This is a genomic window from Rhodanobacter sp. PCA2, assembly GCF_013620825.1.
Classification (GTDB): Bacteria; Pseudomonadota; Gammaproteobacteria; order Xanthomonadales; family Rhodanobacteraceae; genus Rhodanobacter_A.
Genome location: NZ_NJIC01000020.1, coordinates 124,608 through 149,038, shown reverse-complemented (window position 1 = coordinate 149,038; position 24,431 = coordinate 124,608). Strand labels below are relative to the sequence as shown.

At 68.9% G+C, this 24,431-nt stretch carries 26 protein-coding genes and 4 tRNA genes; 20 read left to right on the top strand and 10 right to left on the bottom strand.

Going from position 1 to position 24,431, the window contains the following annotated elements; all coding sequences use genetic code 11:
• Positions 1-24: 24 nt before the first annotated feature.
• Positions 25-2,298, top strand: a complete 2,274-nt coding sequence (gene clpA, locus PCA_RS08580; protein WP_181302191.1) for an ATP-dependent Clp protease ATP-binding subunit ClpA — start codon at positions 25-27, stop codon at positions 2,296-2,298.
• 72 nt (positions 2,299-2,370) lie between these two features.
• Here clpA and infA read toward each other — a convergent pair whose 3' ends face one another.
• Complete coding sequence (infA, locus tag PCA_RS08575; RefSeq protein ID WP_077485337.1) at positions 2,371-2,589, bottom strand: translation initiation factor IF-1; 219 nt, start codon at positions 2,587-2,589, stop codon at positions 2,371-2,373.
• Between the two features lie 154 nt (positions 2,590-2,743).
• Positions 2,744-3,019, bottom strand: a complete 276-nt coding sequence (locus tag PCA_RS08570; RefSeq protein ID WP_181302190.1) for a polyhydroxyalkanoic acid system family protein — start codon at positions 3,017-3,019, stop codon at positions 2,744-2,746.
• A 136-nt stretch (positions 3,020-3,155) separates the two neighbouring features.
• Between PCA_RS08570 and PCA_RS08565 the strand changes: the two genes are divergently transcribed.
• From PCA_RS08565 to PCA_RS08510, 12 genes are all read left to right on the top strand, one after another.
• On the top strand, positions 3,156-3,923 hold the full coding sequence (locus PCA_RS08565; RefSeq protein ID WP_181302189.1) for an FHA domain-containing protein: 768 nt from the start codon (positions 3,156-3,158) through the stop codon (positions 3,921-3,923).
• A 132-nt stretch (positions 3,924-4,055) separates the two neighbouring features.
• Entirely contained in the window at positions 4,056-5,141 is a 1,086-nt protein-coding gene (serC, locus tag PCA_RS08560) for a 3-phosphoserine/phosphohydroxythreonine transaminase (protein WP_181302188.1), read from the top strand.
• A 109-nt stretch (positions 5,142-5,250) separates the two neighbouring features.
• On the top strand, positions 5,251-6,339 hold the full coding sequence (gene pheA / locus PCA_RS08555; RefSeq protein WP_181302187.1) for a prephenate dehydratase: 1,089 nt from the start codon (positions 5,251-5,253) through the stop codon (positions 6,337-6,339).
• Positions 6,336-7,646, top strand: coding sequence for a 3-phosphoshikimate 1-carboxyvinyltransferase (aroA, locus tag PCA_RS08550; RefSeq protein ID WP_181302186.1), 1,311 nt, complete (start codon positions 6,336-6,338; stop codon positions 7,644-7,646). The genes pheA and aroA overlap by 4 nt, the downstream gene beginning before the upstream one ends.
• Positions 7,647-7,919: 273 nt before the next feature.
• On the top strand, positions 7,920-8,693 hold the full coding sequence (gene kdsB, locus PCA_RS08545; protein WP_181302185.1) for a 3-deoxy-manno-octulosonate cytidylyltransferase: 774 nt from the start codon (positions 7,920-7,922) through the stop codon (positions 8,691-8,693).
• Entirely contained in the window at positions 8,690-9,160 is a 471-nt protein-coding gene (locus tag PCA_RS08540; protein ID WP_181302184.1) for a low molecular weight protein-tyrosine-phosphatase, read from the top strand. Before kdsB ends, PCA_RS08540 begins: the two co-directional genes overlap by 4 nt.
• A 25-nt stretch (positions 9,161-9,185) precedes the next feature.
• Positions 9,186-11,012, top strand: coding sequence for an excinuclease ABC subunit UvrC (gene uvrC, locus PCA_RS08535; protein WP_181302183.1), 1,827 nt, complete (start codon positions 9,186-9,188; stop codon positions 11,010-11,012).
• Positions 11,013-11,104: 92 nt separating this feature from the next.
• The gene (gene pgsA / locus PCA_RS08530; protein WP_181302182.1) at positions 11,105-11,713 is read left to right on the top strand and encodes a CDP-diacylglycerol--glycerol-3-phosphate 3-phosphatidyltransferase; all 609 of its coding nucleotides are present in this window, start codon (positions 11,105-11,107) and stop codon (positions 11,711-11,713) included.
• 58 nt (positions 11,714-11,771) lie between these two features.
• Positions 11,772-11,847: transfer RNA gene (locus PCA_RS08525), tRNA-Gly, on the top strand.
• A gap of 137 nt (positions 11,848-11,984) precedes the next feature.
• Positions 11,985-12,060, top strand: a tRNA-Gly gene (locus tag PCA_RS08520).
• 137 nt (positions 12,061-12,197) lie between these two features.
• Positions 12,198-12,273: transfer RNA gene (locus PCA_RS08515), tRNA-Gly, on the top strand.
• A gap of 82 nt (positions 12,274-12,355) precedes the next feature.
• Positions 12,356-12,429, top strand: a tRNA-Cys gene (locus tag PCA_RS08510).
• A gap of 279 nt (positions 12,430-12,708) precedes the next feature.
• On the opposite strand, the gene PCA_RS08505 is transcribed toward PCA_RS08510, so the two are convergent.
• Entirely contained in the window at positions 12,709-12,999 is a 291-nt protein-coding gene (locus PCA_RS08505) for a hypothetical protein (protein WP_181302181.1), read from the bottom strand.
• A 139-nt stretch (positions 13,000-13,138) separates the two neighbouring features.
• On the opposite strand from PCA_RS08505, the gene PCA_RS08500 reads away from it, so the two are divergent.
• Positions 13,139-13,363, top strand: a complete 225-nt coding sequence (locus tag PCA_RS08500) for a hypothetical protein (protein ID WP_181302180.1) — start codon at positions 13,139-13,141, stop codon at positions 13,361-13,363.
• A gap of 100 nt (positions 13,364-13,463) precedes the next feature.
• Here PCA_RS08500 and PCA_RS08495 read toward each other — a convergent pair whose 3' ends face one another.
• The 4 genes from PCA_RS08495 to smpB form a co-directional block, all read right to left on the bottom strand.
• Entirely contained in the window at positions 13,464-14,741 is a 1,278-nt protein-coding gene (locus PCA_RS08495) for an RNA polymerase sigma factor (RefSeq protein ID WP_181302179.1), read from the bottom strand.
• A 55-nt stretch (positions 14,742-14,796) separates the two neighbouring features.
• On the bottom strand, positions 14,797-15,213 hold the full coding sequence (locus tag PCA_RS08490) for a VOC family protein (RefSeq protein ID WP_181302178.1): 417 nt from the start codon (positions 15,211-15,213) through the stop codon (positions 14,797-14,799).
• Between the two features lie 30 nt (positions 15,214-15,243).
• Positions 15,244-15,663 carry a YciI family protein gene (locus PCA_RS08485; protein ID WP_181302177.1) on the bottom strand — a complete coding sequence of 140 codons (420 nt, stop codon included), beginning with the start codon at positions 15,661-15,663 and terminating at the stop codon, positions 15,244-15,246.
• Positions 15,664-15,844: 181 nt separating this feature from the next.
• Positions 15,845-16,339 carry an SsrA-binding protein SmpB gene (smpB, locus tag PCA_RS08480; RefSeq protein WP_181302176.1) on the bottom strand — a complete coding sequence of 165 codons (495 nt, stop codon included), beginning with the start codon at positions 16,337-16,339 and terminating at the stop codon, positions 15,845-15,847.
• A 270-nt stretch (positions 16,340-16,609) separates the two neighbouring features.
• Between smpB and PCA_RS08475 the strand changes: the two genes are divergently transcribed.
• The gene (locus tag PCA_RS08475) at positions 16,610-17,041 is read left to right on the top strand and encodes a type II toxin-antitoxin system RatA family toxin (protein ID WP_181302175.1); all 432 of its coding nucleotides are present in this window, start codon (positions 16,610-16,612) and stop codon (positions 17,039-17,041) included.
• Between the two features lie 4 nt (positions 17,042-17,045).
• On the top strand, positions 17,046-17,318 hold the full coding sequence (locus tag PCA_RS08470) for an RnfH family protein (protein WP_343204429.1): 273 nt from the start codon (positions 17,046-17,048) through the stop codon (positions 17,316-17,318).
• Positions 17,319-17,336: 18 nt separating this feature from the next.
• Here PCA_RS08470 and bamE read toward each other — a convergent pair whose 3' ends face one another.
• The gene (gene bamE, locus PCA_RS08465) at positions 17,337-17,798 is read right to left on the bottom strand and encodes an outer membrane protein assembly factor BamE (RefSeq protein ID WP_181302173.1); all 462 of its coding nucleotides are present in this window, start codon (positions 17,796-17,798) and stop codon (positions 17,337-17,339) included.
• Between the two features lie 79 nt (positions 17,799-17,877).
• On the opposite strand from bamE, the gene fur reads away from it, so the two are divergent.
• A complete protein-coding gene (gene fur, locus PCA_RS08460; protein WP_181302172.1) occupies positions 17,878-18,300 on the top strand; it encodes a ferric iron uptake transcriptional regulator in 423 nt (140 codons plus the stop codon).
• Positions 18,301-18,585: 285 nt separating this feature from the next.
• On the opposite strand, the gene PCA_RS08455 is transcribed toward fur, so the two are convergent.
• A complete protein-coding gene (locus tag PCA_RS08455; protein ID WP_181302171.1) occupies positions 18,586-20,187 on the bottom strand; it encodes an MASE1 domain-containing protein in 1,602 nt (533 codons plus the stop codon).
• 63 nt (positions 20,188-20,250) lie between these two features.
• Between PCA_RS08455 and PCA_RS08450 the strand changes: the two genes are divergently transcribed.
• On the top strand, positions 20,251-20,883 hold the full coding sequence (locus PCA_RS08450) for a response regulator transcription factor (protein ID WP_181302170.1): 633 nt from the start codon (positions 20,251-20,253) through the stop codon (positions 20,881-20,883).
• On the opposite strand, the gene recN is transcribed toward PCA_RS08450, so the two are convergent.
• The gene (gene recN / locus PCA_RS08445; protein ID WP_181302169.1) at positions 20,880-22,550 is read right to left on the bottom strand and encodes a DNA repair protein RecN; all 1,671 of its coding nucleotides are present in this window, start codon (positions 22,548-22,550) and stop codon (positions 20,880-20,882) included. The genes PCA_RS08450 and recN overlap by 4 nt on opposite strands.
• Before the next feature lie 177 nt (positions 22,551-22,727).
• Between recN and hrcA the strand changes: the two genes are divergently transcribed.
• Both hrcA and grpE read left to right on the top strand, forming a co-directional pair.
• The gene (gene hrcA, locus PCA_RS08440) at positions 22,728-23,789 is read left to right on the top strand and encodes a heat-inducible transcriptional repressor HrcA (RefSeq protein WP_181302168.1); all 1,062 of its coding nucleotides are present in this window, start codon (positions 22,728-22,730) and stop codon (positions 23,787-23,789) included.
• An 81-nt stretch (positions 23,790-23,870) separates the two neighbouring features.
• On the top strand, positions 23,871-24,404 hold the full coding sequence (gene grpE, locus PCA_RS08435) for a nucleotide exchange factor GrpE (RefSeq protein WP_181302167.1): 534 nt from the start codon (positions 23,871-23,873) through the stop codon (positions 24,402-24,404).
• Positions 24,405-24,431: the final 27 nt, after the last annotated feature.

Below are 24,431 nucleotides of genomic sequence, written 5' to 3'. Positions count from 1 at the left end.
GCCATTGCAACGGAGACGGTCCGGATGTTCAGCAAGGATCTCGAAGTCACCATCGGCCAGTGCTACAAGCAGGCCCGCGAGCAGCGCCACGAGTTCATGACCGTGGAGCACCTGCTGCTCGCCCTCACCGGCAACCAGTCCGCGCTGGGCGCCCTGCGCGCCTGCGGCGTGGACCTGCCGCGGCTCACCCACGAGCTGGAGAAGGTCATCGCCGAAACCGTGCCGGTGCTGCCGCACGGCGACGAGCGCGATACCCAGCCCACGCTGGGCTTCCAGCGCGTGCTGCAGCGCGCGGTCTACCACGTGCAGTCCTCGGGGCGGAAGGAAGTCACCGGCGCCAACGTGCTGGTGGCGATCTTCGGCGAGAAGGATTCCCACGCCGTGTACTTCCTGCACCAGCAGGAGATCACCCGGCTGGACGTGGTCAACTACATCTCGCACGGCATCGCCAAGGTGGGCGACGAGGCCCCGGGCAGCGCCGCCAGCGGCGTGGAGCGCGAGGGCGAGGAGGGCGGCGAGGCCAAGGGCAATCCGCTCTCCGAGTACGCCAGCAACCTCAACGAACTGGCGCTGGAAGGCAAGATCGATCCGCTGATCGGCCGCGCCGACGAGATCGAGCGCACCGTCCAGGTGCTGTGCCGTCGCCGCAAGAACAACCCGCTCTACGTGGGCGACGCCGGCGTGGGCAAGACCGCGCTGGCCGAGGGCCTGGCCAAGCGCATCGTGGACGGCGAAGTGCCCGCGGTGCTGGAGAACGCCACCATCTGGTCGCTGGACCTGGGCGCGCTGGTGGCCGGCACCAAGTACCGCGGCGACTTCGAGAAGCGCCTCAAGGCGGTGATCGCCCAGCTCAAGAAGCAGCAGGGCGCGATCCTGTTCATCGACGAGATCCACACCATCATCGGCGCCGGTTCCGCCTCGGGCGGCACCATGGACGCCAGCAACCTGATCAAGCCGCTGCTGGCCTCGGGCGAGCTGCGCTGCATCGGCTCGACCACGTTCCAAGAATACCGCGGCGTGTTCGAGAAGGACCGCGCGCTGGCGCGCCGCTTCCAGAAGATCGACGTGGTCGAGCCCACCGTGGCCGACAGCATCGAGATCCTCAGGGGCCTGCGCACGCGCTTCGAGGAACACCACAACGTCATCTACACCAACGAGTCGCTGAAGGCGGCGGTGGACCTGTCGGTGAAGCACATCCCCGACCGCCTGCTGCCGGACAAGGCGATCGACGTGATCGACGAGGCCGGCGCCCGCCAGCGCCTGCTGCCCGAGGACCAGCGCAGCGGCAAGGTGGACGTGGCCGAGGTGGAATACATCGTGGCCAAGATGGCGCGCATCCCCGCCAAGCAGGTTTCCGCTTCCGACCGCGACGTGCTGAAGAACCTGGAGCGCAACCTGAAGATGGTGGTGTTCGGGCAGGACGCCGCGATCGAGGCGCTGGCCGCCTCGATCAAGATGGCGCGCTCGGGCCTGGCCGACCCGGCCAAGCCGATCGGCAGCTTCCTGCTGGCCGGCCCCACCGGCGTGGGCAAGACCGAGGTCACGCGCCAGCTCGCGCTGCAGCTCGGCATCGAGATGATCCGCTTCGACATGTCCGAGTACATGGAGGCGCACTCGGTGTCGCGCCTGGTCGGCGCGCCCCCGGGCTACGTGGGCTTCGACCAGGGCGGCCTGCTCACCGAGGCGGTGACCAAGCACCCGCATGCCGTGCTGCTGCTCGACGAGATCGAGAAGGCGCACCCGGACGTCTACAACATCCTGCTGCAGGTGATGGACCGCGGCGTGCTCACCGACACCAACGGGCGCGAGGCGAACTTCAAGAACGTGATCGTGGTGATGACCACCAACGCCGGCGCGGCGCAGGCCGCCCGGCGCAGCATCGGCTTCGTGGAACAGAGCCACCGCACCGATGCGATGGAGGTGATCCGCCGTGCCTTCACGCCTGAATTCCGCAACCGCCTCGACGCGATCATCCAGTTCAACGCGCTGGACTTCGAGCACATCCTGCGCGTGGTCGACAAGTTCCTGATCGAACTGGAGGCCCAGCTCACCGAGAAGCACGTCAGCCTGGATGTCGACGCCGAGGCGCGCCGCTGGCTGGCCGAGCACGGCTTCGACGCGCAGATGGGCGCCCGCCCGATGGCGCGCGTGATCCAGGAAAAGGTGAAGCGCGCGCTGGCCGACGAACTGCTGTTCGGCAAGCTGGCCGAGGGCGGCAAGGTGACGCTGGGCGTGAAGGACGGCGAGCTGACGGTGGGCTGCGAAGCCGCCGAGAAGGTGCCGGCCGTGGTGGAGTGACGGCCGGCTGCACCGGGCAACAGCAAAAGGCCGCGCAATGCGCGGCCTTTTCATGCCGATGCGGCAATCGCCTTATTTCATGCGGTAGGTGATCCGCCCCTTGCTCAGGTCGTACGGGGTCATCTCGATCTTGACCTTGTCGCCCGTGAGGATGCGGATGTAATGCTTGCGCATGCGCCCGGAGATATGGGCGATGACCACGTGCCCGTTCTCGAGTTGCACGCGGAACATGGTGTTGGGCAGGGTCTCGAGGACCGTGCCTTCCATTTCGATGACGTCGTCTTTGGCCATGTGTTCCGGGTCGGAGAGCGGCCATGATGGCCGCACAAGCCGGCGATTATGCCACGGTCTGGCCTCCGATCAAAATATCGCCGGGAGCGATATCCGGCATCGCGCAGCGATGGCCCGGAGGGCGGCTGCCATGGATGGCGGCCGCAAAGAACCGTCAGGCGAAGTGCTCGTCCAGCTTGCGCCGGATCTCCTGCTCGATCATGCCCTTGAGCGGCGACAGCAGCAGGCCCAGGTCGGCGCGTACCCGGATCGCATCCACGCCCACCGCGATCCGGCCGTTCACGCCGGGGCGCGAGAAGTGCAGGGTGTCGCCCTGCCAGCGGCCTTCGAGGTCGAACTTCTCGTGCATGCGCGCGGCGACCTTCTCGACCACGGCGCGGGCTTCCGCCAGCGGCAGGGAATGGGGGCGGTGGATGTCGATGCTGGGCATGCCGGGCTCCGTCGAGGGAGGCCGCATGATAAGTCCCCGGCCGCCACGATATCGACGTCGCGCGCAACCCTGAAGACGTGAACGGACGCTCAGGAACCGCATGCTAGAGTGAGCGGGTCAATGGATTGGTGAGGCGATGCGCATCGAGTTCCTCCATTCCGCCCGCGAGGATTTCCTGTGGGCGAAGCCGCAGTTGCGCATCGGCAGCGCGGCGGACAACGAGCTGGTGTTGTCGGTCACGCAGGCCGCGCCGCGGCATCTGTGCATCGAACAGGATGGGCGTGGCTGGGTGCTGCGGGTGCTGCCCGCGGCCATGCGTGTATACGTGAATGCGCGGCCGGTGCGCGAGCGCGCCTTGCTGCGCCCCGGCGACATGCTGAGCGTGGGCGACTGCCGCATGCTGCTGCGCGACGACGCGTCGCCGGAACAGCGGAACGCCACGGCGGCCCCGGCGCAGGCGCGTTGCACCGCCGCGCTGCGCGCGCTGGCCGGTGCGCATTCCGGACGGGTCCTGCCGATCGGCCATGGCCTGGAACTGGGGCCGTATGGCCGCTGCCCGCTGGAGTTGCCGCAGGGCGAGGTGGCCAGCCTGAAGCTGGCCTGGCAGGACGACCGGCTGATGCTGGAGACGGTGCAGGCGTCGGCCGCCTATCCGTTGCGGGTGAATGGCGTGCCGGTGCAGCGCCTCGCGCTGCAGCCCGGCGACCAGCTCAGCCTGGGGCCGCACCGCTTCGTGCTGGACGCTCCGGGGATGGAGGCGGAGCCCGAGGTGGCGCCGCCCGCACCGCCGGCCCCGGCCGTGTCCGGGGAGCCTGCCGGCTCCCGCGGCGAGGGGTGGTGGCTGATCCTCACCGCCGCGCTGCTGGCGCTGGGCATTGCGCTGGTGCTGTGGATACGGTTCTGAGCCCGGGACGTTCTTGATCGGGGCAGTCGACCGGACAGCCGTTTCCGGCTGGGGGATTTGGCAAGAGTCCCATTGACCTTCCCATGCTGCGGCGCGGCATAATGCGGTGGACGCAGCCATGGGGACAGCTCGGTGAGCCAGGTGTGGAATTTCAGTGCGGGTCCGGCGGCGCTGCCGCGCGAGGTGCTGGAGCGCGCGCAGCGCGAACTGCTGGACTGGGACGGCAGCGGCATGTCGGTGATGGAGCAGTCGCACCGCGGCAAGCGCTTCATCGCGATGGCGGCCCGCACCGAGGCGGAGCTGCGCGAACTGGCCGCGATCCCCGACGACTACGCTGTGCTGTTCCTGCAGGGCGGCGCCACCCAGCACTTCGCGCAGATCCCGATGAACCTGGCGGGCGAGGGCGCCGGCGCCGACTACATCGTCAACGGCCACTGGGGCGCCAAGGCGGCCAGCGAGGCGGCGCCTTACGTGAAGGTCAACGTGGCGGCCGACAGCAAGGCCGACGATTACCGCCGCCTGCCTCCGCGCGAACAGTGGAAGCTGGACCCGCGCGCGGCCTACGTGCACTACACGCCCAACGAGACCATCCATGGCGTGCAGTACCACGACGTTCCCGACGTGGGCGAGGTGCCGCTGGTCGCCGACATGTCCTCCGACATCCTTTCGGCCCCGCTGGACGTGCGCCGCTTCGGCCTGATCTACGCCGGCGCGCAGAAGAACATCGGCCCCTCCGGCCTGGTGCTGATGATCGTGCGCCGCGACCTGCTGGCGCGCGCCACGCGGCCGATGGCGAAGATCTTCCGCTACGCCGAGCATGCGGCGAACGACTCCATGCTCAACACGCCGAACACCTGGGGCTGGTACCTCGCCGGGCTCACCATCCAGTGGCTGCAGGCGCAGGGCGGCCTGGCGGCGATGGCCGCACGCAACCGGACCAAGGCCGAGCGGCTGTATGCCGCCATCGACGGCTCCGGCGGCTACTACCGCAACCCGGTCGACCCGGCCGCGCGCTCGCGCATGAACGTGCCGTTCACGCTGCACGACAGCGCGCTGGACGCGCCTTTCCTCGCCGAAGCCGAGGCCGCCGGCCTGATCGCGCTGAAGGGGCACAAGGCGCTGGGCGGCATGCGCGCCTCGCTGTACAACGCGGTGCCGCCCGAGGCGGTGGACGCGCTGGTCGCGTTCATGCGCGACTTCGCGACGCGGCACGGCTGAGGCGCGGCGCCGTCCCGGTCCGCCGAAAGCGGAGGCGTTCGCAACAGCCGCGCGTTTCGGGCATCATCGATCCCCCGCATTTGGCCTTCCATCCGTTTAGACAGCCGACATGACCGACAGCAAGACCTCGCTGGCCGATGTGCGCGAGCGCATCGACAGCATCGACCGGCAGATCCAGGAACTGATCTCCGAGCGCGCGAACTGGGCGCAGGAAGTGGCCCGGGTGAAGGGCGAGGGCCTGTCCGCGATCGACTACTACCGCCCCGAGCGCGAGGCGCACGTGCTGCGCATGGTGGTGGACCGCAACAAGGGGCCGCTGCCCGACGCCGAGATGGTGCGGCTGTTCCGCGAGATCATGTCCTCGTGCCTGGCGCAGGAAGACCCGCTGAAGATCGGCTACCTCGGTCCCGAGGGCACGTTCAGCGAGCAGGCGGTGCGCAAGCACTTCGGCCACGCCGCCTACGGCCTGCCGCTGGGCAGCATCGAGGAAGTGTTCCAGGAGGTCGCCGCCGGCCATGCCGACTTCGGCGTGGTGCCGGTGGAGAATTCCGGCCAGGGCATGATCCAGGTGACGCTGGACATGTTCCTCACCTCCGACGCGCGCATCTGCGGCGAGATCGAGCTGCGCGTGCACCAGTGCCTGCATTCGATGGCGGGGCGGCTGGAGGACGTCAAGCGCGTCTTCGCCCACGCGCAGTCGCTGCAGCAGTGCAAGACCTGGTTGCGCATGAACCTGCCGGACGTGGAATGCGAGGCGGTGGGCAGCAACGCCGAGGCGGCGCGCCGGGCGCGCCACGCCGACGACGCCGGCGCGATCGCCGGCGAGACGGCCGGCAAGGTCTACGGCCTCAAGACCCTCGCCACCGGCATCGAGGACCGCGCCGACAACACCACGCGCTTCCTGGTGATCGGCCGCAGCCTGTTCCCGCCTTCGGGCAACGACCGCACCTCGCTGCTGATCACGGTGAACGACCAGCCGGGCGCGCTGTACCACGTACTCAGCCCGTTCGCCCGGCGCGGGGTGAGCCTCAACCGCATCGAATCGCGCCCCGCGCACAGCGGCAGGTGGCAATACGCGTTCTTCATCGACGTCTCCGGCCACATCCAGGACGAGGCGCTGCAGGCAGCGGTGAAGGAGATCGAACAATCGGTGGCGCAACTGCGCGTGCTCGGTTCCTACCCGGTGGCGTTGCCGTGAGCGGGCGGCTGGACTGGCGCAGCGGCCCGGCCGGACCGCTGCGCGGCACGCTGGGCGTCCCGGGCGACAAGTCCGTCTCGCATCGCGCGCTGATGTTCGCCGCGCTGGCCGACGGCAGCTCGCGCATCCGCGGCTTCCTGGAGGGCGAGGACACCCGCGCCACTGCCGCGGTGCTGCAGCAGTTGGGCGCACGCATCGAGACGCCGGCCGCGGGTGAGCGCCTGGTGCATGGCGTGGGCCTGCACGGCCTGCGCGCGAGCCCGGACCCGCTGGATTGCGGCAACGCCGGCACCGGCATGCGCCTGCTGGCCGGCCTGCTGGCCGGGCAGGCGTTCGACAGCACGCTGGTCGGCGATGCTTCGCTGTCGAAGCGGCCGATGCGTCGCGTCACCGATCCGCTGGCTGCGATGGGTGCGCGCATCGATACCCAGGATGGCCTGCCGCCGCTGCACATCCACGGCGGCCAACGCCTGCACGGCATCCGCTACGAACTGCCGGTGGCCAGCGCGCAGGTGAAATCCGCGCTGCTGCTGGCGGGCCTGTACGCGGAAGGCGAGACCGAAGTGATCGAGCCGCATCCCACCCGCGACTACACCGAGCGCATGCTGGCCGCGTTCGGCTGGCCGATCGCGTTCGAGCCCGGCCGCGCGAAGTTGACCGGCGGCCACGCGCTGCGCGCCATCGACGTGGACGTGCCGGCGGATTTCTCCTCGGCGGCGTTTTTCCTCGTTGCCGCGAGCATCGTGCCGGGTTCCGAATTGCGTCTCCCTGCGGTCGGCCTCAACCCGCGCCGCACTGGCCTGCTCAAAGCATTGCGCCTGATGGGCGCGGATATCCGCGTCGAGAACCAGCGCAGCAGCGGCGGCGAGCCGGTGGGCGACCTGGTGGTTCGTTACGCACCGCTGCACGGGGTCGAGTTGCCCGAGGCGCTGGTGCCGGACATGATCGATGAGTTCCCCGCGCTGTTCGTTGCTGCAGCCGTGGCCAGGGGCGATACCGTGATCCGCGGTGCTGCCGAACTGCGCGTCAAGGAATCCGACCGCCTCGCCGCCATGGCCACGGGCTTGCGCGCCCTGGGCGGCAAGGTGGACGAGACGCCGGATGGCGCGACCATCCACGGCGGCACGCTTGCCGGCGGGACCGTGGAAAGCCTTACCGACCATCGCATCGCGATGAGCTTCGCGGTGGCCGGGCTGGTGGCGCAGGCGCCGGTGCGCATCAACGACTGTTTCCACGTGGCCACCTCGTTCCCCGGCTTCATGGCGCTGGCCAACGGCTGCGGCTTCGCGCTCGCCGTCGCGGACTGACGTCCCATCGTTCGCTCTGAGCGCTGGCCCGCAGGCCGAAGTTGAAGGGGCGCCCTTCGACTTCGCTGCGCTACGCTCAGGGCGAACGGAAGTGGGCCACATCGCCAAGCGCTGGCTGCCGGCCACCGACAAACTCCCACCGTTCACCCTGAGCGCAGGCCCGCAGGGCCGGAGTCGAAGGGCCACCCCTCGACATTGCCGCGCAATGCCCAGGCGAACAGCGTCAGCCACATCGCCATGCGCTAGGCTTGGCATCCTTGTCGTGAGGTCGCCATGTCCGCCGTACCGCCCTTCATCGTCGCCATCCCCGCCCGCTACGCTTCCACGCGACTGCCGGCCAAGCCGCTGCGCGAGATCGCCGGCGTGCCCATGGTGGTACGCGTGGCGCAACGGGCCTTGCAGGCCGGCGCGACGAACGTGGTGGTCGCTACGGACGATGTCCGCATCGCCGATGCGCTGGTCGGGCAGGGCGTCGAGGTGTGCATGACGCGGACCGATCACGCATCCGGCAGCGACCGTCTCGCCGAATGCGCCGCGCTGTGCGGCTGGGCCGCCGACGCCATCGTGGTGAACCTGCAGGGCGACGAACCGTTCGCGCCCGCCGCCGGCATCCGCGAGGTGGCTCGCGCATTGGCCGAAGACGACGCGCCCGTGGCGACGCTGGCCACGCCGATCGCCGAGGCGCACGAACTGTTCGATCCCAACGTGGTGAAGCTGGTGCGCGGCGCGAACGGCCGGGCGCTGTACTTCAGCCGCGCGCCGCTGCCGTGGGTGCGCGACGCTTTCGCCGAAAACCGCGAGGCGCTGCCGGCAGGCGTGCCGTTCCTGCGCCATATCGGCATCTACGCCTACCGCGCGGGTTTCCTCGCGCAATACGCCCGGTTGGCGCGCACGCCGCTGGAGCAGGCCGAATCGCTGGAACAGTTGCGTGTGCTGGAACACGGCCATGCCATCGCGGTGCGGCTCACGCCGGAGCCGTTCCCGCCCGGCATCGACACCGAGGCCGACCTGCTGCGCGCCGGGCAATGGCTGCAGGCGCAGCGATGAACGTGCGGCGCGTGCTGTTCGTGTGCCTGGGCAACATCTGCCGTTCGCCGCTGGTCGAAGCCGTGGCGCGCAAGCACCTGGATGAAGCGGGACTGGACGTGAGCGTGGCCTCCTGCGGCACCGGCGGCTGGCACACGGGCGAGGGCGCCGACCGGCGCATGATCGCGGCGGCGCGCGTAGCGGGCCACGACCTGTCGGCACATTGCGCGCGCCAGTTGAACGCGCGCGATTTCGACGACTACGACCTGCTGCTGGCGATGGACCGCGCCAACCTGCGCGAATTGCGGCAGCACGCACCGAACCGGGAGCTGGCGGCGAAGGCGGTATTGTTCCTGGAGTGGAGCGCCGCGGCGCCGCCGGTCGAGTTTCCCGATCCGTGGCATGGCGATGCTGCAGGTTTTGCGGCGGCGGTGGCGCTCGCCGAGCGCAGCGTCGCCGGTTTCGTCGCGCGCCTGCGCACTGCCTGAGCCGCCCAGCAGCTAGAATCGCCGCATGGCATCCGATTCGCCGCAGGCCTTCGACGGCAAGGCCTTCGTCCGCACCCTCAGCACTTCGCCCGGCGTCTACCGCTATTTCGACGCGGACGGCGAGCTGCTGTACGTGGGCAAGGCCGGCAACCTGAAGAAGCGCGTGGGTAGCTATTTCCTCAAGCCGCGCCTGGAACCGCGCATCGCCGCGATGATCGCGCAGATCGCCCGCTGCGAGATCACCGTGACGCGCACGGAAGGCGAGGCGCTGCTGCTGGAATCGCAGCTCATCAAGTCGCTCAAGCCGCGCTACAACATCATGTTGCGCGACGACAAGAGCTACCCCTACATCTATCTGTCCGGCGGCGAGGACTACCCGCGGCTGGCCTTCCACCGCGGCGCGAAGAACCTGCCCGGCCGCTACTTCGGGCCCTATCCCAGCACCTTCGCGGTGCGCGAGAGCCTGGGCCTGATGCAGAAGCTGTTCAAGGTGCGCCAGTGCGAGGACAGCTACTTCCGCAACCGCTCGCGTCCCTGCCTGCAGCACCAGATCGGCCGCTGCACCGCGCCGTGCGTGGGACTGATTTCGGTGGAGGACTACCGCAACGACGTGCGCCACGTGGAGATGTTCCTCGAAGGCCGCAGCAGCGCGGTGATCGACGAACTGGCCGCGGCGATGGAGCAGGCCAGCGCAAAGCTGGATTTCGAACGCGCCGCCGCGCTGCGCGACCAGGTCGCCGCGCTGCGGCAACTGCAGGCCCAGCACCACGTGCAGGGCGCCAGCGCCGACATGGACGTGATCGCCTGTCGCATCGAGTCGGGGCTGGCCTGCGTCAGCGTGCTGTTCTTCCGCGACGGCATCAGCCTGGGTACGCGCGACTTCTTTCCGCGCCTGCCGCTGGATGCCGAGCCGGCCGACGTGCTGGCGCAGTTCGTGGCGCAGTACTACCTGGACCGCCCGGTGCCGCGCGAGCTGATCCTTGGCGAGGAATTGCCCGACCAGGCGGTGCTCGTCGAAGTGCTGACGGAACACAGCGGGCACGCGGTGGAGCTGAAGAGCAGCGTGCGAGGCGAACGCGCGCGCTTCCTGCAGATGGCCGAGCGCAACGCGCAGGCGTCGCTGACCCAGCGTCTCGCCAGTCGCCAGACCCTGGGCACGCGCTTCGAGGATCTGCAGAGGCTGCTGGAACTGCCCGAGCCGCCGCGGCGCATCGAGTGCTTCGACATCAGCCACACCCGCGGCGAGCTGACCGTGGCTTCATGCGTGGTGTTCGGGCCGGAGGGCGCGGAGAAGTCGCATTACCGCCGTTTCAACATCGCCGGCATCACGCCTGGCGACGACTACGCCGCCATGCACCAGGCGCTGACCCGGCGCTTCCGCAAGGTGGTGGAAGGCGAGGGCGCGAAGCCCGACGTGCTGCTGATCGACGGCGGCGGCGGCCAGGTGGCGCAGGCGCTGGAGGTGCTGAAGGAACTCGGCGTCGCCGGCATCCACGTGGTCGGCGTGGCCAAGGGGCCGGCGCGGCGCGCGGGCGAGGAGACGCTGATCTTGGTCGACCAGGGCCGCGAAATCCATCCCGGCCCCACCTCGCCGGCGCTGCACCTGGTGGCGGCGGTGCGCGACGAGTCGCACCGCTTCGCGATCAGCGGCCATCGCAAGCGCCGCGAAAAGGCGCGCGAACGCAGCGTGCTGGAGGACGTGCCCGGCGTGGGCGCCCGCCGGCGCAGCGCGCTGCTGAAGACCTTCGGCGGCCTCGCCGGCGTGGAAGCCGCGGGCGTGGAGGAACTGATGCGGGTGAAAGGCATCGACCGCGGCCTGGCCGAGCGCATCTATGCCGCGCTGCACGGTTGAGCACGCGTCGATGAGGCCGCGCATGCCTGGCATTTTTGCCGCGCCATCGACGCAGCGACGTGCGACACTGTGAGAAAGCTACGGACCCGTGCATGCGCATCAATCTCCCCACCTGGCTGACCCTGTTCCGCGTGGCCCTGCTGCCGGTGATGGTGCTGGCGTTCTACCTGCCGTTCCACGGCCACAACATCACCGCCGCGGTCGTGTTCCTGCTCGCGGCGATCACCGACTGGCTGGACGGCTTCCTCGCGCGGCGGATGAACCTCACCTCCGCGTTCGGCGCCTTCCTCGACCCGGTGGCCGACAAGCTGATGGTGGCGGTGACGCTGTTCCTGCTGGTGGAGTCGCATCCGGAAGGCTGGTCCAGCATCGTGATGGCGGTGACCGCGGCCATCATCGTGGGGCGCGAGATCAGCATCTCCGCGCTGCGCGAATGGATGGCCGAAGTCGGCATGCGCGCCACGGTGCGGGTGGCCTTCATCGGCAAGCTGAAGACGGTGATGCAGATCGTGGCGCTGGTGGTGCTGATCGTGCAGCACGAGAAGGAGGCCACCGCGCTGCGGCTGTACCACATCGGCGAGGGGTTGCTGGTGATCGCCGGCATACTCACGATCTGGTCCGGCCTGTACTACCTGCACGCCGCATGGCCCAGCCTGCGCGGCGACGCGCCACGGCAACCGGGCATGCGCGGCGGCGATTGAGCCGGGCGGCGCAAAGTCTTGACGCCCGGCGTTCGCGTATTAGAATGCGCGCTCCCGAGCGGGAATAGCTCAGTTGGTAGAGCACGACCTTGCCAAGGTCGGGGTCGCGAGTTCGAGTCTCGTTTCCCGCTCCAGATTCATGCACGAAGCCCCGGTCCGCCGGGGCTTCGTCGTTTCCGGACCGGGGCTTGGCGCGGCGCGCGATGCCGGCGCGATACCGGTGCGGGGCTTCCCATCCGTTGTCATTCTGCTATCATCTACGGTTCCTCAAGCGGGAATAGCTCAGTTGGTAGAGCACGACCTTGCCAAGGTCGGGGTCGCGAGTTCGAGTCTCGTTTCCCGCTCCAGATTCATGCACGAAGCCCCGGTCCGCCGGGGCTTCGTCGTTTCCGGACCGGGGCTTGGCGCGGCGCGCGATGCCGGCGCGATACCGGTGCGGGGCTTCCCATCCGTTGTCATTCTGCTATCATCTACGGTTCCTCAAGCGGGAATAGCTCAGTTGGTAGAGCACGACCTTGCCAAGGTCGGGGTCGCGAGTTCGAGTCTCGTTTCCCGCTCCAGTTTTCAGGCAAAACCTCGCGCGTCGGGGTTTTGTTTTATCGAGAAGAGGGCGACCGTTCCCGGTTGCAACGGCCCGACAATGGCCTGGTGGCAGAGTGGTCATGCAGCGGACTGCAAATCCGCGTACGCCGGTTCGATTCCGACCTAGGCCTCCATTGTCTTCAAATACTTAGGCGCCCATGTGGCGCCTATTTTCGTTCGGCTCCGGGTGGCAAAGCCCGTGGAAGGTTGATGGTTTTCCGTGGACGCGAATTTCTGATCGCGACGAAGCGCAGGCCCAGCGAGACTTGTCGCTGCACGATCAAGCAGCGTGGGTTGTGACGGTATAGGCGTGCGGAAGTCGGGCGCGATCCGACGGTCGAGAGCACTGTGTAGTGATGCGGCATTCTTGATTGCGTGGAACGGCCTTTGGCCAATGCACGTAATGGATGACGCTACGATCGGCCCAGCCAATAGCGGGGCTCGGAAAGGGGGAGACAATCCGAAGCGTCTGACGCCTGCCGCGGCGAGCAAGTCCAGGGCAGCATGCCGTCCACCGGAAAGTGCTCGTCTCCGACCAGCTCTGGTATCCGCGCCAGCAATACGGTGTGCTCGAAGAAGTGCCGGGCGATGGCTTCGTCGAACAGCCGCTGGCGGTTGAAGGCGAGCACGGTGAGCTTTGGCTTCTCGACAGCCTGCCAGCCGTGGGCGTCACGAAGTTGGTCCATCTCCACCAAACGACCCATGCATCGCAAGGGCCGGAATCGCGGGGTTCCGGCCCTTGTGCGTTCGCAATTCCGCGGCGGGCGAACTTGCGGCCGGATTCATATGGCGGTTAGCCGCGTGGCTACATGCTCGCGGCTCCAACCAATACAGGAGGTCGTCATGGGAATTCTGGATACCCTGGGTGAAGTCGCGGGTGCGGTGGCCGCGGTCGAGGGCGCCGAGAAGCTCGATCCGAATGCGGGCCTGCTGACCAAGGGCATCGCCGCGGTCGCCGGCTTCAAGGGCGCGGGTGCGCTGGAGTCGATGATCGGCAAGAAGGAAGAGGGCGACGCCGGGTCGAACGACGCGGACGCCGCGCCGGTCGACGACAGCCAGCAGTCCTGAGGTTTGCCGTCGTTTCATGCAAGGGCCGCCAACAGGCGGCCCTTTTTGCTGGCTGCATGGCCGGGATGCGGGGGCGGCCGCCCCTACTGCGCAGTTGCCCTCAGCTGGTCGAGTCGTGTTTCGCGCAGGCCGCGGCGCGGGCCTGCAGCAGGTCGCGCTCGCGCGTGTTGCGGGTGAGCGCGGCGGCGCGTCCGAACTCCGTGCCGGCCTCGTCGTGGCGACCGAGTTTTTCCAGCAGGTCGCCGCGCACGGCAGGCAGCAGGTGGTAGTTCGCCAGCACCGGCTCGTCGCGCAGCGTGTCGACCAGGGCGAGGCCGGCGGCCGGTCCGTTGGCCATCCCGACCGCCACGGCACGATTGAGCTCCACCACCGGCGACGGGGCGACGGCGGCGAGCGTGGCGTACAGCGCGGCGATGCGGTTCCAGTCGGTCTGCTCCGCGGTGGGCGCGCGGGCGTGGCAGGCGGCGATCGCGGCCTGCAAGGTGTAGGGCTCCGCGTCGCCGCCGAGCTGGCGCGCGCGTTCCAGCGCGGCGAGGCCGCGCTGGATCAGCAGCCGGTCCCAGCGCGCGCGATTCTGTTCCAGCAGGCGGATCGGTTCGCCGTCCGGGCCGCTGCGCGCGTGGGCGCGCGAGGCCTGCAGCTCCATCAGCGCGAGCAGGCCGAACACCGGCGCCTGCTGCGGCATCAGGCCGGCCAGGATGCGGCCCAGGCGCAGCGCCTCCTCGCACAGGGCGGGGCGCATCCAGTCGTCGCCGGCGGTGGCGGTATAGCCCTCGTTGAAGACGAGGTAGATCACGCCCAGCACGGCGTCCAGCCGTTCGGCCAGCTCGTCGCCGCGCGGTACCTCGAACGGCACCTTTTTCTCGCCCAGGGTGCGCTTGGCGCGCACGATGCGTTGCGCCACGGTGGGTTCCGGCTGCAGGAAGGCGCGGGCGATCTCGACCGTGCTGAGGCCGCCGAGCATGCGCAAGGTGAGCGCCACCCGCGACTCGGGAGGCAGCGCGGGGTGGCAGGCGGTGAAGATCAGCCGCAGCAGGTCGTCGCCGATGTCGTCGTCAAGCATGTCGTCGAGGCGAGGCATGGCATCGGCTTGCTCCGCTTCCAGCTCGCGGGCGATTTCCTCGTGCTTGCGCTCCATCAGCTGATGGCGGCGCAGGCGGTCGATCGCGCGGTGCTTCGCCGTGGTCATCAGCCAGGCGCCGGGGTTGTCCGGCACGCCGGCCTGCGGCCATTGCTCCAGCGCGGTCACCAGCGCGTCCTGCGCCAGTTCCTCCGCCAGGCCCACGTCGCGCAGCATGCGCGCGAGCCCGGCGATGATCCGTGCCGATTCGATCCGCCAGATGGCTTCGATCCTGCGGTGGGTGTCGGTCGCCGTCATGGCGACCGATCAGACCATCATCGTTCCGTGGCGGCAAGGGGCGGCGGCACGGGGTTCACTGCGGATGCGGGCAGTTGATCATCCACGGCACGCCGTAACGGTCCACCAGGGCGCCGAAACGCGCGGCCCAGAACGTTTCCCCGATGGGCATCTGCACCTGGCCGCCGTCGGCCAGCGCGTTGAAGATGCGTTCCGCTTCCGTCGGCGAGTCGAGCTGGATCGACACCGAGCAGCCCTTGATCGGCTCGTAGGGGCATTGCGGCGCCATCGCGTCCGAGGCCATCAGCACCTGGTCGCCGACCTCCAGGCGGATGTGCATGACCTTGTCGCGCATCTCGGGCGGCATGGGCATCTCCGGCGGCGCCTCGCCGTAGCGCGAGAGCCAGGTGACCTTGCCGCCGAGGCAGCGGGCGTAGAAATCGAAGGCGGCTTCGGCATTGCCGTCGAAAGTGAGGTAGCTGACGAATTGCATCGCGGTGCTCCGGTGTCTGGTGGCAGGGGATCAGGTGCGGTTGTCGATCTGCGCGCGCAGGCGCTCTTCCTGTTCGCGCAGCTCGGGCGTGAATTCGGCGCCGAAGTCCTCGGCCTCGAACACCCGGCGGATCTCCAGCTCGGTGCCGCCGTCGAACGGCGCGCGCTTGAGCCATTCGACCGCTTCCTCCATGGACTTCACCTGCCACAGCCAGAAGCCGGCGATCAGCTCCTTGGTCTCGGCAAACGGGCCGTCGATCACCGTGCGCTGCCTGCCGTCGAAGCGCACGCGCACGCCTCGCGAGCTGGGGTGCAGGCCTTCGCCGGCCAGCATCACGCCGGCCTTCACCAGTTCCTCGTTGAACTTGCCCATCGCGGTGAGCAGCTCGGTGTCCGGCATCACGCCGGCTTCGCTGTCCGCGTTCGCCTTCACGATCACCATGCATCGCATCGTCGTTTCTCCTGTGGGTCGCGGAGCGGGCGGGACGGGTTGGCCCGGTGGCGCTCTCACAAGTGCGACGAACGGCGGGAAGCGGGATCGACATCGGCGGCGCAGGCGTTGTTCGTCGCCGTCGCGCCCGGCAACGCCGACAGGCCGCCGGCGTTGCCGGGCAAGGTGCGGATCCGCGCCGTCAGGACGTGCGGTTGTGGGAGCGCATGGTGCGCTGCTTCTCGATCTGCCAGTCGCGCTGCTTGGCGGTATCGCGCTTGTCGTGCTCCTGCTTGCCGCGCGCCAGGCCCACTTCCACCTTGACCTTGCCGTTCTTCCAGTACATCGCGGTGGGCACCAGGGTGTAGCCCTTGCGCTCGACCGCGCCGATGAGCTGGTCGATCTCCTTGCGATGCAACAGCAGCTTGCGCGTGCGCCGGTCCTCGGCGATCACGTGGGTGGAGGCGCTGATCAGCGGCGGGATGGAGGCGCCGACCAGGAAGATCTCGCCCTTGATCACGATGGCGTAGCCGTCGCCGAAGTTGATCCGGCCAGCGCGCAGCGCCTTCAGCTCCCAGCCCTGCAGCGCGACCCCGGCCTCGTAGCGCTGGTCGATGTGGTACTCGAAACGGGCGCGCTTGTTCAGCGCGATGGTGCCGGTGCCCTTGGTGGTGTCCTTGTCCTTGCTCTTGGCCATGTCCGCTAAACTTCGGGCCGCTGGGTGGCCGCGCTGCCTGCGTGCCCGTCAGGGGGCAACGCGTTCTATTCAAGAGTGCATCCATGGATGGGTGCCCGTTTGATCTTCGCATTCATGGATGAATGCAGGAAACCACCGGGTGCATCCATGGATGGATGCCCGTTTGATCTTCGCATTCATGGATGAATGCAGGAAACCACCGGGTGCGTCCATGGATGGATGCCCGTTTGATCTTCGCATCCATCAAGGATGCAAAACCGCGAGGATACCGTGATCGAGATACGCCGCAGCGCGCTGGTGCGCCACTCGCCGGAGCAGATGTTCGACCTGGTCGACGGGGTGGAAGCATACCCAAAGCGCTTCCCGTGGTGCTCCTCGGCCACGGTGATCGAGCGTACCGGCAACGTGCTGGTGGCCCGGCTGGACCTGCATTTCGCGGGCCTCCGGCACAGCTTCACCACGCGCAACACCGCCGAGCGGCCGCAGCGCATCGACATCCGCCTGGTCGACGGGCCGTTCCGCTCGCTGGACGGCCTGTGGAGTTTCACCGCGTTGGGCGAGGACGGTTGCAAGGTGGCGCTGGCGCTGGATTTCGACTATGCGGGACGGATCGGCGGCAGCGTGCTCAAGCTGGGGTTCCAGAGCCTCGCGAACCGCATGGTCGACGACTTTTGCCGCGTCGCGGACCAGGTGTATGGCTGAGCCCGTGATCGCCGTGCAGGTGGTGTACGCCGGCGTGCACGACGTGCAGCGTGTCGAGGTCTGCCTGCCGGCGGGCAGCACGGCGCTGCAGGCGGTCGAGGCGGCCGGGATGCTGGCGCAGTTGCCTGCAGAAGCGGCGGCGCCGTTGCAACTGGGCATCCATTCGCGCCGGATCGACGGGAACCACGTGTTGCGTGACGGCGACCGGGTGGAAATCTACCGGCCGCTGCGCCTGGATCCGATGGCCTCGCGCCGACGCAGGGCCGGCCGGGGCTGAACCGCGCGTGCCGTCGTCTCAGTGGGCGCCGTCGATGCCGGTGCCGGACCCCTTGTCGTCCTTGCCGTTCACGTCCTTGTCGCCCTTGGACTCGTCGATCGGATAATCGACGTGGTACTTCTTGCTTTCCTTGAGCAGGTTCTTGTTGTTCTCGAGGTAGGGATTGCCCTCGACGCGCGCCAGCGTGTCGTTCTCGAAGTACAGCGTCATCGTGCTGACCTGCATCGGGCCGCCGCGGTGCGAAAAGGTCGAGGTGTAGTCCCAGCGGTTCTGGTCGAACGGCGCAGCCACCGACGGCGTGCCCACCAGCAGCAGCACCTGGCGCTTGGTCAGGCCGGGCTTGAGCTGGTTCACCGCCTGCTCGTCGATGGTCTTGTCGAGCAGGTTGCCCTGGCGCACGTCGGGCGTGTAGACCAGGTGACAGCCGGCGACGGCAAGCCCCAGCAGGGCGACAACCGGCAGGGTGATCAGCTTGTGCATGCGTGGTGCGTCCGGATCATGAAGGTGTCGGATGATACACTACCGGTTCGGCATCGCCGTGCCGGCGTGAGGGACAACGATGGAACAGGAAACCAAAGAACTGCGCCGGGTTGGCCTCAAGGTGACTCATCCGCGCATGCGCATCCTGCAGATCTTCGACGAGGAGGAGGGCAACCACCTCACCGCCGAGGACGTCTACAAGAAGCTGCTCTCCCATCAGGAGGACATCGGCTTGGCGACGGTGTACCGCGTGCTGACCCAGTTCGAGGCGGCGGGCATCGTCATCAAGCACAACTTCGAGGGCGGCCAGGCCGTCTACGAACTCGACCGCGGCCGCCACCATGACCACATGATCGATGTGGACAGCGGAAAAGTGATCGAGTTCGTCAGCGAGGAGATCGAGCGCCTGCAGCACGAGATCGCCGCGCGCCACGGCTACGTGATCGAAGACCACAGCCTGGTGCTGTACGTGCGCCCCAAGCAGCGCATACGCAAGGGCTGAGCGGGCGTCGTCCCGGATTGCCGGGGCGGATCATGGGCAAAAAAAATCGCGAGGAAGGACTCCTGTCCACCTCGCGATTGCCTCGATACCTGGTTGGAACACCGGCAGGACGAATTGCTCGCTCAGGCCGGGTGCGTCCAAGGTAACGACCAGATGGCGTCCTGCCATCTCTCCGGAGTCGCCGTCCCCACGAGGACTCCGGCACGCCATCTCACGATGGCGGCTCCCCCACATCGATAAGCCGATCCTAACGAAGCTTTTACGAGCTGGGTATCGGAAAATTTCCTAGATATTCCGGCTCGTGACGGGCGATTCGATGCTGCTGCGCAACAATACGCGCAGGTGTACGCCCTGCGTTTCCGGCCGCAGCCGAAACACGCCGCCCAGCGAGGTGACCCGGTCGCGCATGCCTTGCAGGCCGTGACCGCCGCGCGGGAGCCGTTCCGGCAAGCCGATGCCGTCGTCGCGCAGGTCCAGCAGGGCCAGCGCCGCGCCGCGGCGCTCGCCGATGCGCAGGCGCAGCCGGAACTCGCCGGCCCTGGCGTGCTTCACCGCGTTAGTCGCACTTTCCTGCGCCAGCCGGTAGATCGTGGTGCGGGTGTCGTCGTCCAGCATGCGCGGATCGCCGCGCAGCTCGGTGCGGTAGCTGATGCCCGCCGTGTTCAGCAGGTCGCGGATCGGGCCTTCGTCCAGCGCCCGCAGCAGGCCGAACTCGTCCAGCACCGCGGGGCGCAGGTCGTCCAGCACCCGGTGCAGGGCCCGCCGCATGTGGGCGAGGATGCCGTTGATCGAGGTGCCGATGTCCTCCAGCCCGGCCTGCTGCAGGCGCGCCTGTGCCAGTTTCACGTGGGTCTGGATCGCGGTGATGTTCTGGCCAAGCTCGTCGTGCAGCTCCGCGGCCAGATGGCGGCGCTGGTTTTCGTCGACCTGGAGGTTGCCGCGGGCGGCGGCGCGCAGTTGCCGCGCCAGCAGATCCAGCCGGCGGTTCACCGCGGCAAGGTGGGTGTTCTGTTCGGCCACGCGCAGCTTGCTGCGGCGCAAGGCATCGGTGGCGGAGCCCAGCATCAGCGTGCCGGTGCCGGCCACGGCCAGGAACAGATAACCCGCCGCCGAGGACGGGTGGCCCAGCTGCCGGTCCAGCGCCGTCATGCCCAGGCTGGAGACGATCATCGCCAGGCTCGCGCCGCGCCAGCCGTGGCGGAACGCGAAAAACAGCACCGGCGCCAGCGACAGCGCGCGCGCGAACTGCGGTTCCGAGGCGGCTTTCTCGGACAGCAACCACAGGACGGCCATGGCCGGCAGCATCACCTGCAGGCCGTCGAGCAGCAGGCCTGCCACGGCCTGGCGGCTGGGCGGGGCGCGCAACAGCAGGATCATCACCGGCACCACCAGCAGCACGCCGAGGTAGCCGCCCAGCAGTTCGTTGCCGAGCAGGTGGATCAGCGCGTCCTCGGCGGCGAGCGTATGGACCATGGTCAGCAAGCCCACGCCCACCGTGCTGGTGCACAGCACCACCAGGATCGCCGCCAGCAGCAGCCGGGTCGTCTCCTGCGGGTTGTGCAGGCTCGAGCCCGCGTGGGGATTGAACCGGCGCAGCAACCACAGGCCGGCCGCGGTCACCAGCGGTTCGGGCAATTCGCCCAGCAGGTAGCCGCTCCAGCCCATGGGCAGGCCCTCGTGCAGGCTCATGCCGGCGGAGGCGAGCAGCTCCGCCCCGAGGATCCAGCCCCATTGGCGCATGGGGAGCAGCAGCAGCGCGCCGAAGCGCACGCCGTAAGGCAGCATCCAGTAAGGCTGCGCGGTGGGCCACAGCAGCAGCCATGTCAGGAGATAGAGTGCGCCGACCAGCGGGCCGGAGCGCAGCAGGCGGAACGGTTTCAGACGCATCCGCGGATGGTACATGGCCGTCCGGCGACCGCGGCGCGGGCCGGTGCGTATACAGTAGACCCCATGTACAGCATCGTCCTGGTCGACGACCACGCCATCGTGCGCGAGGGCTTCAAGCGCCTCATCGGACTGGAGCCCGACCTGCGGGTGGTGGGCGAGTGCCGCAGCGCCGACGACGCGGTCGAGGCGGTGGCGCAATGGCAACCCGACCTGGTGGCGCTGGACCTGTCGCTGCCCGACGGCAGCGGCCTGCCGTTGATCGAGCACCTTTGCAGCGTGGCGCCGGCCACGCGCATCGTGGTGCTGAGCATGCACGACGGCGAGCCGTACGTGTCCGAAGCCCTGCGTCGCGGCGCCAGCGGCTACGTGACCAAGGGCGTCGCGCCGGAAGAACTGGTGGCCGGCCTGCGCGCGGTGATGCAGGGCGAGCAGTTCCTGAGTTCCGACCTGCGCCAGCGTCGCGCCGAGCAGCCGGAGTCCGCGCTGGACCCGCTGCACCGCCTGACCGCCCGCGAGCACGAGGTGTTCCTGCTGCTGGCCCGCGGCCGCACGCCCAAGCAGGTGGCGGCCGAGCTGGGCATCGGCCAGAAGACCGCCTACATCCACCGCGCCAGCGTGATGGGCAAGCTCAACGCCGGCTCGGAACTGGAGCTGTACCGGATGGCCAGCGAACGCGGCTTGCTGGCCCCCGGCTAGGCCTGCGCCCGTTCCAGCATCTGTTTCGCGTGGGCGCGGGTCTCGCGGGTGATCTCCACGCCGCCCAGCATGCGCGCCAGCTCGTCGCGGCGGCCCTCGGCGTCCAGGCCCTGGATCTGCGTGCGGGTGTGGCCGCCTTCGCTGTGCTTGCTGACGTACAGGTGCGCATGGCCTTGCGCGGCGACCTGGGGCAGGTGGGTGACGCACAGCACCTGGCGCTGGCTGCCCAGGGCACGCAGCTTCTGGCCCACCACCTCGGCCACGGCGCCGCCGATGCCGCTGTCCACCTCGTCGAACACCATGGTGCCGATGCTGTCCTTGCCCAGGGTGGCGACCTCGATGGCCAGGCTGATGCGCGCCAGCTCGCCGCCGGAGGCCACCTTGCGCAGCGGGCGCGGCGGCTGGCCGGGGTTGGCGCTGACCAGCAGCTCGCAGCGTTCGCGGCCCTGCGGGTCGGGCTCGTCGCCTTCGGCCGGTTCGAGCTCGACCTGCAGCACGCCGCCGGCCATGCCCAGTTCGCCCATCAGCGCGCTGACGTCCTTGCCGAGCTTGTCCGCGGCCTTGCGGCGCGATTTGCCCAGGGCCGCGGCGGCCTTGTCGTAGTCGGCCCGGGTACGGTCGCGTTGGGCGGAAAGTTTTTCCAGCGCGTCGCCGGCACCTTCCAGTTCGGCCAGCTCGTCGCGCTGCGAGGCGACCTTGTCGTGCAGTTCGGCGATCGGCAGGCGATGGCGGCGGCCGAGTTCGTGCAGGCGGGCGAGGTGGGTGTCGACTTCGGCGTAGCGCTCGGGGTCGAGATCGACATCCTGCGCGTAGCGGCCCAGCGTGTCGGCCGCTTCGCCCAGCTGGATCGCGGCGTTGTCCAGCAGTTCGAGCGCGGGGTTCAGTGCCTCGTCCAGCATGGCCAGCTTGCCCAGCTCGGCATGCGCGCGGCCCAGCGCGCGGCGCAGCGCGAATTCGCTGTCGCCATCCAGCAGTTCGACCACGCCGGCCGCGCCTTCGGCGAGCCGGCCGGCGTTGGCGAGCCGCTTGTGGCTGGCTTCCAGTTCGGCCAGTTCGGCCGGCGGCAGCGCCCACTGCTCGAGTTCGGCCAGTTCGTGGCGCAGCAGGGCCAGCCGTTGTTCGCGATCCTCGCCGCCGCTCAGGCGACGGATGCGAGCGCCCAGCTCGCGCCACTGCGTGGCCAGCTCGCGTACTTGCGCAGCCTGTGTCTCGTGGCCGGCAAAGGCGTCGAGCAGGGCGAGCTGGTGGGCGCGGGAAAGCAGGGCCTGGTGCTCGTGCTGGCCGTGGATTTCCACCAGCAGCGTGGCCAGCTCGGCGAGCTGGCCGGCGTTGGCGGGGCGGCCGTTGATCCAGGCCCGCGAGCTGCCCTCGGCGCGGATCACCCGGCGCAGCTGGCAGGCTTCGCCGTCGTCCAGTTCCTCCTTCGCCAGCCAGGCGCGGGCCTCGGGCAGGGCGGCGAGGTCGAATTCGGCGGAGAGTTCGGCCCGGTCGCTGCCGGTGCGCACCATGCCGCTGTCGGCGCGGGCGCCGGCGAGCAGCAGCAGCGCGTCCACCAGCAGCGATTTGCCGGCGCCGGTTTCGCCGCTGACCACGGTGAGGCCGGCGCCGAATTCGACTTCGGCCTTTTCGACGACGGCAAACTGGCGGACGTGGAGCGTAGTAAGCATGGCGGGCTGGCGGCAGTCCGGGTGGCGGTCGGGCGATTGTAGTGGGAGCCGCATGGCAGAAGCCGTCCGGGCTCGATCCCTGCCGCTACAATGCCCAGCCAGATAGGCGCCCGCCGGCTTGCATGACGGGCGCGCAGACCTTATCTCTTTGTCGTCTCATCCACTGCTACAGAGCGCATGTCCCGTCATCACGACCACGAACTCGATGCTCGCACGCGGCGCCTGCTGCGCAGCCTGATCGCGCAGTATCTGGTCGACGGCGAGCCGGTGGGCTCTCGCACGCTGTCGCGTTCGTCGGGGCTGGACGTGAGCCCGGCCACGATCCGCAACATCATGGCCGACCTCGAAGAGGCGGGCCTGGTCGCCTCGCCGCATACCTCGGCGGGACGCATTCCCACGCCGCGCGGCCTGCGCCTGTTCGTGGACAGCCTGATCGAGCTGCAGCCCTTGCCGCACGAGGAACTGGTCCGCCTGCAGCGCGAGCTGCCGCCCGGGCAGGCGCCCACGCGCGACCTGCTCGGCAACGCCTCGGCCCTGCTTTCCGCGATGACGCATTTCGCCGGCGTGGTGACGGTGCCGCGGCAGGCGGATTTCCCGCTGCGCCACATCGACTTCGTGCCGCTGCCCGACGCGCAGGTGCTGGTGATCCTGGTGTTCTCCGACAACCAGGTGCAGAACCGCGTCGTGCAGCTGGCCAAGCCGCTGGACGGCCGCGAGCTGGAGCAGGCGGCCAACTACATCAACACGCATTTCGTGGGCCTGCGGGTGGACGACATCCGCGCGCACCTGCTGGCCGAGCTGCGCGCGGCGGGCAGCGAGCTGAACCGGCTGGTGGCGTCCGCCACCGAGCTGGCCACCGCCTCGTTCGCGCCGCAGGCCGGCGGCGACGAGGTACTGGTCAGCGGCCAGACCAACCTGATGGGTTATGCCGAGCTGGCCGACCTGCAGCGGCTGCGCGAGCTGTTCGAGGCGTTCCAGCAGAAGAACGAATTGCTGCAGCTGATGGAAGTGTGCGCGCGCGCCCCGGGCGTGCGCCTGTTCATCGGCGAGGAATCGGGCTTCGCGGCGCTGGACGGCTGCAGCGTGGTCACCGCAAGCTATGGCGTGCAGGGCCGCGTGCTGGGGGCGGTGGGCGTGATCGGCCCGACCCGCATGGCCTACGAGCGGGTGATCCCGGTGGTGCAGGCCACGGCCGGCCTGCTCAGCGATGCCTTGAATCGCGCCGCGACGGCCTCATAGAGGCCACGGGAGGCGGGGATACCCGCGAGTTTCGAGCGGTCGGCAATACATGCCGGCCTTGGACGAGGTTTGGAGTCATTCATGCAGAACAACGATCCGCACGCCCCGCAGGCGACGCCCGAGGCCGATGCCGCCGACGCGGCGCTCCAGGCCGACCTGGAGGCGCTCAAGGCCCGCGTGGCCGAACTGGAGGCCAGCAATACCGAGTTGCGCGAGACCGTGCTGCGCGAGAAGGCCGAGATCGAGAACCAGCGCCGCCGCCTGCACCGCGACCTGGAACAGGCGCGCCGCTTCGCGAACGAGAAACTGCTGAACGAGCTGCTGCCGGTGTACGACGGCCTGGAAAGCGGCCTCGCGGTCGCGACCGCCGACGTGGCTTCGATGCGTGAAGGCCTGAGCCTCACGCTGAAGTCCCTGCTCAAGGTGGGCGAGAGCAACGGCCTGGCGCAGGTCGACCCGCTGGGCCAGCCGCTGGACCCGGAGCGCCACCACGCGGTGAGCATGGTCGAGGCGCCCAACGCGGTGGCCGGCACCGTGGTCAGCGTGCTGCAGAAGGGCTACGTGCTCAACGACCGCCTGTTGCGTCCGGCGCTCGTCGCCGTGGCGAAGGACTGAGCCGCGCGACGCTGAACGCTACGCATC

What these genes read in the sequence shown, in the direction of transcription:
- clpA (WP_181302191.1), top strand. Translation starts at nt 25, where the DNA reads ATGTTCAGCAAGGATCTCGAAGTCACCATCGGCCAGTGCTACAAGCAG.
- infA (WP_077485337.1), bottom strand. Translation starts at nt 2,589, where the DNA reads ATGGCCAAAGACGACGTCATCGAAATGGAAGGCACGGTCCTCGAGACC.
- PCA_RS08570 (WP_181302190.1), bottom strand. Translation starts at nt 3,019, where the DNA reads ATGCCCAGCATCGACATCCACCGCCCCCATTCCCTGCCGCTGGCGGAA.
- PCA_RS08565 (WP_181302189.1), top strand. Translation starts at nt 3,156, where the DNA reads ATGCGCATCGAGTTCCTCCATTCCGCCCGCGAGGATTTCCTGTGGGCG.
- pheA (WP_181302187.1), top strand. Translation starts at nt 5,251, where the DNA reads ATGACCGACAGCAAGACCTCGCTGGCCGATGTGCGCGAGCGCATCGAC.
- kdsB (WP_181302185.1), top strand. Translation starts at nt 7,920, where the DNA reads ATGTCCGCCGTACCGCCCTTCATCGTCGCCATCCCCGCCCGCTACGCT.
- PCA_RS08540 (WP_181302184.1), top strand. Translation starts at nt 8,690, where the DNA reads ATGAACGTGCGGCGCGTGCTGTTCGTGTGCCTGGGCAACATCTGCCGT.
- uvrC (WP_181302183.1), top strand. Translation starts at nt 9,186, where the DNA reads ATGGCATCCGATTCGCCGCAGGCCTTCGACGGCAAGGCCTTCGTCCGC.
- pgsA (WP_181302182.1), top strand. Translation starts at nt 11,105, where the DNA reads ATGCGCATCAATCTCCCCACCTGGCTGACCCTGTTCCGCGTGGCCCTG.
- PCA_RS08505 (WP_181302181.1), bottom strand. Translation starts at nt 12,999, where the DNA reads ATGGGTCGTTTGGTGGAGATGGACCAACTTCGTGACGCCCACGGCTGG.
- PCA_RS08500 (WP_181302180.1), top strand. Translation starts at nt 13,139, where the DNA reads ATGGGAATTCTGGATACCCTGGGTGAAGTCGCGGGTGCGGTGGCCGCG.
- PCA_RS08495 (WP_181302179.1), bottom strand. Translation starts at nt 14,741, where the DNA reads ATGACGGCGACCGACACCCACCGCAGGATCGAAGCCATCTGGCGGATC.
- PCA_RS08490 (WP_181302178.1), bottom strand. Translation starts at nt 15,213, where the DNA reads ATGCAATTCGTCAGCTACCTCACTTTCGACGGCAATGCCGAAGCCGCC.
- PCA_RS08485 (WP_181302177.1), bottom strand. Translation starts at nt 15,663, where the DNA reads ATGCGATGCATGGTGATCGTGAAGGCGAACGCGGACAGCGAAGCCGGC.
- smpB (WP_181302176.1), bottom strand. Translation starts at nt 16,339, where the DNA reads ATGGCCAAGAGCAAGGACAAGGACACCACCAAGGGCACCGGCACCATC.
- bamE (WP_181302173.1), bottom strand. Translation starts at nt 17,798, where the DNA reads ATGCACAAGCTGATCACCCTGCCGGTTGTCGCCCTGCTGGGGCTTGCC.
- fur (WP_181302172.1), top strand. Translation starts at nt 17,878, where the DNA reads ATGGAACAGGAAACCAAAGAACTGCGCCGGGTTGGCCTCAAGGTGACT.
- PCA_RS08455 (WP_181302171.1), bottom strand. Translation starts at nt 20,187, where the DNA reads ATGCGTCTGAAACCGTTCCGCCTGCTGCGCTCCGGCCCGCTGGTCGGC.
- PCA_RS08450 (WP_181302170.1), top strand. Translation starts at nt 20,251, where the DNA reads ATGTACAGCATCGTCCTGGTCGACGACCACGCCATCGTGCGCGAGGGC.
- recN (WP_181302169.1), bottom strand. Translation starts at nt 22,550, where the DNA reads ATGCTTACTACGCTCCACGTCCGCCAGTTTGCCGTCGTCGAAAAGGCC.
- hrcA (WP_181302168.1), top strand. Translation starts at nt 22,728, where the DNA reads ATGTCCCGTCATCACGACCACGAACTCGATGCTCGCACGCGGCGCCTG.
- grpE (WP_181302167.1), top strand. Translation starts at nt 23,871, where the DNA reads ATGCAGAACAACGATCCGCACGCCCCGCAGGCGACGCCCGAGGCCGAT.